The organism is uncultured Tyzzerella sp., assembly GCF_963558545.1.
In the GTDB taxonomy this organism is placed as follows: Bacteria; Bacillota; Clostridia; order Lachnospirales; family CAG-274; genus Tyzzerella.
Window position 1 is genome coordinate 25,574 of sequence record NZ_CAUWHO010000022.1, and the last position, 7,039, is coordinate 32,612.

A 7,039-nucleotide genomic window follows, 5' to 3' on the forward strand; every position below is an offset into this window, starting at 1 on the left:
CTAGCACTCCTTGTTATTTTCTTCATAAAATCTTACACACTCTAATACATAATCTTTTGCTTCTTTATCTGTTGTAAAAGTTTTATTGCTTATTTCTCTAATATCTTTAAAATTTAGCTTAAAAGTTCGTGGTATCTTTTTCTTTTCTACACTTTCAATTATTAAAGCTAGCGTTTCTTCTGTTATTTCAACTTTTGTAGCTTTTTCTCTAATCTTTTTACAAATATCCATACTTAAAGAAGATTTATTTTGTATAAAGAAATAATCAAACACTATATTTTGTACATTTTCTTTAAGATAAGATAATTCTACTGCCATAACTAAACTTAATTCTTTTTCATCTACTTTATTAAGTAAATCTGTAATAAGATAATTTAACCTTAAATACCTAAATATTGTCATTCTATTTTCGTTTGTAACATCGTGATACAAATCTTTCTGTTCGGCTATTTCTCCTGTGTTGACGGCATTTTCAAACACAAAATTTTCACTTCTTTTAGCTTGTTTTTGCTCTAATACTTGTTTCCAAATTTTATAGGCTTTTGCTCTTTCACTAGGTAAAATATCTTTTCGTTGGACTAAATTTGTATCCACTAATATAAGCCTTGCATCTTCAAGGCTTATATTTTCTTTTATTTTATACATTGTTTTATCTAGCTTTTCATAACCAATCATTTTAAGGGCTTCTATACGGTTATGTCCACTTAAAATAACGTAACTATTTTCTTTCTTCCATAAAATTATTGGATTTAATAAACCTTCATCTTTTATAGATTCTGCTAGTTCTTTTATTTCTTCTTTGCCACATAATTTAAAAGGGTTTTCTTCAAAACTTTGTAACATACTTATATAAATTTCACTTTCTTCTTTAAAAACATCTTTACTAGTTAATTTGTTGTTTTCTATATTTTTATTTTGTAAATCTCCAAAGATTTCCTTTTTTATATCACTAATTGTACTCATAATATTAACTCCTAATTATTTTACTTTGATTTTCTCTTATTTTCTCATAAAATGTCTTAAACTCTCTTATAGTTTCTTACATTCTCTTACATTCTCGTATTTTAAATTATAGCTCTATTTCATCATCTAAAATTTTATTTTCTAAAATTTTTTCTTCTTTTATATTATCATCTTCAAATTGAACACAAGTTTTATTTTCATTTTCAAACTCTTTTTCAAGTTCTATTTTCTCCTTTAACAGATTTTCTAAAGTTTCTTTGTGTTCAAATGGTGTGTTATAAAATTTTTCTACTTGCTCTTTTTGTTCTTGCAAATCTTTTATATTTTTATCTGCTATTTCTATCCTTTTATCTATTGATAAAATACACTCGTCAAGTAAATCTATATTTGCTTTTTTATAACCATTATTTAAAGTCAATCTGTGGCTAGCATTATGTTTTAGTTTTATATCTGCACTTAACTGTGTACTATTACTATAAATTTTAAAACCTTTATACTCGCCAATTAAATCTCCAAAGCCTGATGCATTAGCTACTTGTATTAAAAATGCACCTGCTTTTTCTTTATCTGTATATTTGTTATCTTTTATAGTTATTTCAAAATTTTCATCACTAGATAAATCTCCTAAAGTTTTTATATATTCATCATCTAGCTTTAATCTTTCTATTCTGTTGTTAAACCTTTCAAGTTCTTTTGGATAAATCTCATTTAAAAAGTTTTCACTTGAATATTGCTTTTTCCTATAAGCCGTTTCTAAAACTCTAATCTTTTCTATTTCAGTGTCTATTTCCATTTTTCTTTTAATTTTAGGGTTACCTGTTGCTAGTGCTTTAATCTCTGCATAATCAAGAGTTACATCGTCTATGTCTTTAACTTCTCGCCCTGTTATAGCACCAACTTTCGCCTGTGTTATAAACCTTTGTTTTTGCTCTAAAATCTGCCAACTATAAGCATCAAAGCTACCTTTTGTAATACATCTAAAAATTTTTACTTCTTCATTTTCGTTGCCTTGCCTTAATATCCTACCTTCTCGTTGCTCAAGGTCAGAAGGTCGCCAAGGTGTATCCAAATGATAAAGAGCTACTAGCTTATTTTGAAAGTTTGTACCTGCACCCATTTTTGTAGTGCTACCTAAAATAACTCTTATATCTCCTGTACGCACTTTTTCAAACATATCTTCCCTTTGTTTTGAATTTTTAGCAGTGTGTACAAAGGCTATTTCATCTTCTTTTATTCCTTTTTGAATTAGCTTGTTTTTAATATCATCATACACATTAAATTCATCATCTTTAGGTGTAGACAAGTCAGAAAATATAACTTGTGTAGATTTATTTTCCATTGTCTGATTATAAATTTCTACAACTTTATTAACAACAAGGTTTACTTTACTATTTTCATAATCAGGATTATTTTCATTAATGTGTCTTATATCAAGCCCTGCATATCTTCCTTCGTTTACGATTTTTAGCATATTGTCATCTTTAGGGTTTACACTACCATTTTTGCACTTTTCTGCTCTTTCTCCAAAGCTTTTCATTTCTTTTGCTAGTTCTTCGCTTGTTTCTGCTTCAAGCACTTCATTTGTATATTTAGGTATAGGCAAGTTTATCATATCGTTGCTAACAACATCTGCTACACTATTATAAAGTTTCATAAGTTCAGGTATATTTCTAAAATTTGCAAACCTTGTTTTTAGTTGAAAGCCATTACCTGTGGGCGATACTTCTAGTTTTGTCTGCGTACTTGCAAAGATTTTTTGCCAACTATCAAAGTTATAAATGCCTTGTTCTCTTAATGTATTCTGCATTAAATATCTTTGCATTGTGTACATCTCTGCCATTGTATTTGATATAGGGGTACCTGTTGCAAATGTTACTTTGCCACCTATTTCTTCTAAATATTCTATTTTCATTTTTAAGTTAGTAGCTCTCTGTGATGCCGTTTGATTTATACCTGCAATATTTCTAAGTTTAGTTACAAAATATAAATTTTTATATAAATGTGCCTCATCTAAATATAAGGCGTCAACTCCCAACTGTTCAAAATCAAGTATGCTTTCTTCCTTGCTATCCATTAATTTTTTTAGACTTTTCTCTAGTGCTTTTTTCGTTCTTTCAAGTGATTTTATAGAAATTCTGTCTTCATAGCTATTTAAATCTGATATTTCTTCTACTATTTGCTCTATTTCAGTTTGCAAATATTCAATTTGTCTTCCTTTAGATATTTTAAGTAAATCAAATTGGGACTGCCCCATAATTACTGCGTCATACTCATTTTGAGCAATTTTAGATAAAAATCTTTTTCTATTTTTGGTTTCAAAGCTTTTTTCATCTGCATACAAAATGTTAGCATTTGGATACAAAAGATAAAAATCATTTTTAAACTGTCCCATTATGTTATTTGGCACTACTAAAAGTGGCTTGTTTGCTCTGCCTAGTCTTTTGTTTTCCATTGCCGACACTATCATTATAAAAGTTTTGCCTGCCCCTACCTGATGGTCAAGTAGTAAGTTGTTAGGGTTAAAAATGCTCCTTGCTACTGCTCTTTTTTGGTGTGGGCGAAGTTTTATATCTGGGGACAAGTTAGGCAAAGTTAATTCTAAATCAAAGTTTGCGTTTATAGAATTATTAAATCTTTCGTTGTATTCTTTCATTATTCTATCTCTAATTTCTTTATTTTGATGAATAAATTCTTCAAATTCTCGTTCTATAAGCATTTTTTTCTCTGTTGCTTTTATAGTTTCTTCTTTGTTTTGAACATACCTTTTTCTGCCCTCACTATCTTCAACTTCATCTTTAACAACAATTTCTGTATTATTAAGTATTTTTTCAAATATATATAATGCCCCTATACGATTTGTACCATATTCTTGTGTGGCTAAATAGTTATGTACTGTTTTGTTATATATTTTCCATTCAGAAGTTTTTTCGTTGTATCTAATATCAGGCTCTGAATATAAATTTAATATTTTTTTAGCAAAAGCTTTCATATCTTCAGGTTTATATAAGTCTGAACCTATATCTATTTTTATATCAGAAAAATCTACATCTTTAGGTATAACTTCTTTTAGCTTTTCAATATTTCTTTGAAAGTATGGACTTTCATCTTTTAGCTCTTCTACTATTTTTAGCTTGTTTTTAACATTACCATTTAAGTAAATAGATTTTACTTCCCAACCTTTTGTAATATCTTCTTTGCTATAATTTAAAGGATTTAAGTAGATAAAATCTCCTTGTACAAGTTCGTCTATTATTTCATTAATCTGCTTATCATATAACTTCTGCATATACTCAAAATTTATATTACCATACTTATTAAGAGATAATACAAGTGCATCTTTTACATTGTCTACACTTTCTATCTCAATATTTGGAGCAATAGTCTTTTGGAAGAAAAATTTTGTTTTTTCATATTTTCCATCAACTGATTTTTCTAATGAAGTTAAAAAATGTATGTCGTCATCTTCCTTAAAAGCCGATATATTGATTCTGCTATTTATATAACCATATTTTGATACAAACTCATCATATATACGATTAAATTCTTTTAGCTTTTTGTTAAATAATTCATCAAAAGTTTCTATATCATAAGTGTAAGTATCTAACTGTACATCTATTATCTCTTTTGCTAAATCTCTAATTTTTATCATACCGATAACTCTATCTTTGTTCTTTACATTAACTTGTTCAATGTGATTGTTTGAATATTTGTAAAATATTTTATCGGTATAATAAGCATATCTATAAATTCTATAATTATGTTGATGAAGCAGATAATCTATGTCTTTATCATTTTGTCCATTATCTTCATTAATAATATCATCATTTGTAAGCAACAACTCGTTATTTACAATATTTTTAGGTAAGTTTTCTACTGCCTGTTTTAAATCTTCTACTAAATTTTCACTTGTAGAATTTACTGTTAAATCATATCCACCATACCTATTTGTTTTATAATCAAGCTCTCCTAAAATCATTTCAGGGTGTGTTGCAAAATAGTTGTTTATACGATTTTCATACTTAACTTCAGTTGTGTTTACCCATTCAGGTACTTCTTCTCGCTCTTTTTCAAGCTTTTGAAAAAACAAAATATCAGATACAACTTCTGTGTTTGCAAGTTTTTTAAATGTAGTATTAGGTAGCCTTATAGCTCCTACAAGCTCTGCTTTTTTTGCAATTTCTCGCCTAAAGCTATCGTCCTTTTTATCAAGTGTACCTTTACTTGTAATTACTGCTACTATTCCATTTGGTTTAGTAAGTTCAATACTTTTATTTATAAAATAATCGTGTATTAAATAGTTGTTTTTGTTGTACTCTTTGTCATAAATTCTATAATCTCCAAAAGGTACATTACCAACAACTAAATCAAAGCTATTTTTATTGAAATATTCATTTTCAAAACCATTTATTTTTATCCTTGCATTTGGATATAACTGTTTTGCAATTCTACCTGTAAGGCTATCTAGCTCAACACCTGTAACATTGCTATTTATTAAGTTTTCTGGCAGATTTCCTATAAAGTTACCTGTTCCACAAGAAGGCTCAAGTATTTTTATGTTGTTGTTATATCCAAAGCCATTTATTGCTCTATAAATTTCATCTATAACTTCATTTGGTGTATAGTGTGCGTTAAGTGTTGAAGCCCTCGCCATTTCGTACTCTTTATCCGTTAAAATTTCTTTAAGTTCAATAGCCTTTTCTCGTATAAATGGACTTTCTATTTTTTCAGGATTTTCAAAAACTTGAGGCAAACCACCAAAACCAACATAGTTAGCTAATATTTCTTTTTCTTCTGCTCTCGCTACTCGTTTTTCACTTTCTATTTTTATAAGCATTTTTATTGCATCTATGTTAGCTTGTATTTTTTCATTTGTAGTCGTTGGATATGGTGCTTTTTTACTATGTATATTAAAATTTAAAGACAAAAAAGAAGAAGTCTTATTTTTATCTTCTTCTAAATTTAAACTTTTATTTTGTAAAACTTCAAATTTATCTATTTTAGGGTCTATTGCTAAAGTGCTACCATTTTCCCAACTTATATGTATTTGCCCTACACTATCTATCTTTTTAATAGTACCTTTTAAGCCATAAGGCAAATTTTCCCCTATCATTTCATCAAGTACTATTGTATTGCCAATATTATATTTTATTGGTATTTCTTCATTATTATTTTCTGTTTCGCTAGAATTTGTATTTTCAATTTTTATTTCCACTATATTGTTTTCATCTTTTGCCAAATCGTCTATAGTAACTTGACTTGGCTTATTTTCATTATTTTGAGTATTAAAAAAAGGAACATCTGGCTTTTGCTCCTTTTCTTCTTTTTGTTTTATTAAATTTCTTTCATATAATTTTATACTATTTTCAATTTCTAATAAATCATTACTTATACTTGAGCATAATTCATTAAAAAATATATCTACATCTTGTATTTTTATTTTAGGTAAAGTTTTTTCTACTATATCAGTATAATCTTTAGCTTCTAAACCTAATCTTATATTTTTTGCAATTAAATTCATATAGAAAATTAAATCTTTAAGATTTTTATCTTCTATATTTTCAAGAGAATATTTTTGTTTAAACTTATCTTTACTAAAATTCAAATCTACTATATCTTTATGTTTATCTTCAATATATTGCCATAAATTTATTTTTTGTTGGTAAGTAGAAGATACATCAAAAACATATCTTAATTTACTAAAGGTACTGTCATCAAAAAGCCCTATACCTTTTTCACCCTTTTTAACTTGATATTTTATCATTTTCCAAGTATCATAAGGTGCTACTGCAGTAGCATTTTCTTTTTGAACATATATACATAAGCTATCTTGAAAATCATATTTATAAAATTTAGAATAAAATTTTATAAATTGTATAAATTCTTCTTTATTTGAAAGTATTTCTTTTAATTTTTTACTAAAACTAACTTTTATCTCTTCATATTTAGACATTTATATCAACCTTTCTTTTGATATATTATTTCATACTAATATAATAACACATAAATATAACATAAAACTCGCATAAAACTCGCATAAAACTCGCATAAAACTCGCATAAAACTCGCATAAAACTCG

At 27.1% G+C, this 7,039-nt stretch carries 2 protein-coding genes; both read right to left on the minus strand.

Features of this window, described 5'->3' with window-relative positions; genetic code table 11:
* Window positions 1–963: a ParB N-terminal domain-containing protein gene (locus R5Z65_RS05115; protein ID WP_317367512.1), complete on the minus strand. Its 963-nt coding sequence runs from the start codon at window positions 961–963 to the stop codon at window positions 1–3.
* Window positions 964–1,069: 106 nt separating this feature from the next.
* Complete coding sequence (locus tag R5Z65_RS05120; RefSeq protein ID WP_317367515.1) at window positions 1,070–6,913, minus strand: DUF4314 domain-containing protein; 5,844 nt, start codon at window positions 6,911–6,913, stop codon at window positions 1,070–1,072.
* Between the last annotated feature and the right edge of the window lie 126 nt (window positions 6,914–7,039).

Bases quoted from the DNA above. Each gene is read 5' to 3' on its own strand.
- R5Z65_RS05120 (WP_317367515.1), bottom strand. From the start codon at position 6,913: ATGTCTAAATATGAAGAGATAAAAGTTAGTTTTAGTAAAAAATTAAAA.
- R5Z65_RS05115 (WP_317367512.1), bottom strand. From the start codon at position 963: ATGAGTACAATTAGTGATATAAAAAAGGAAATCTTTGGAGATTTACAA.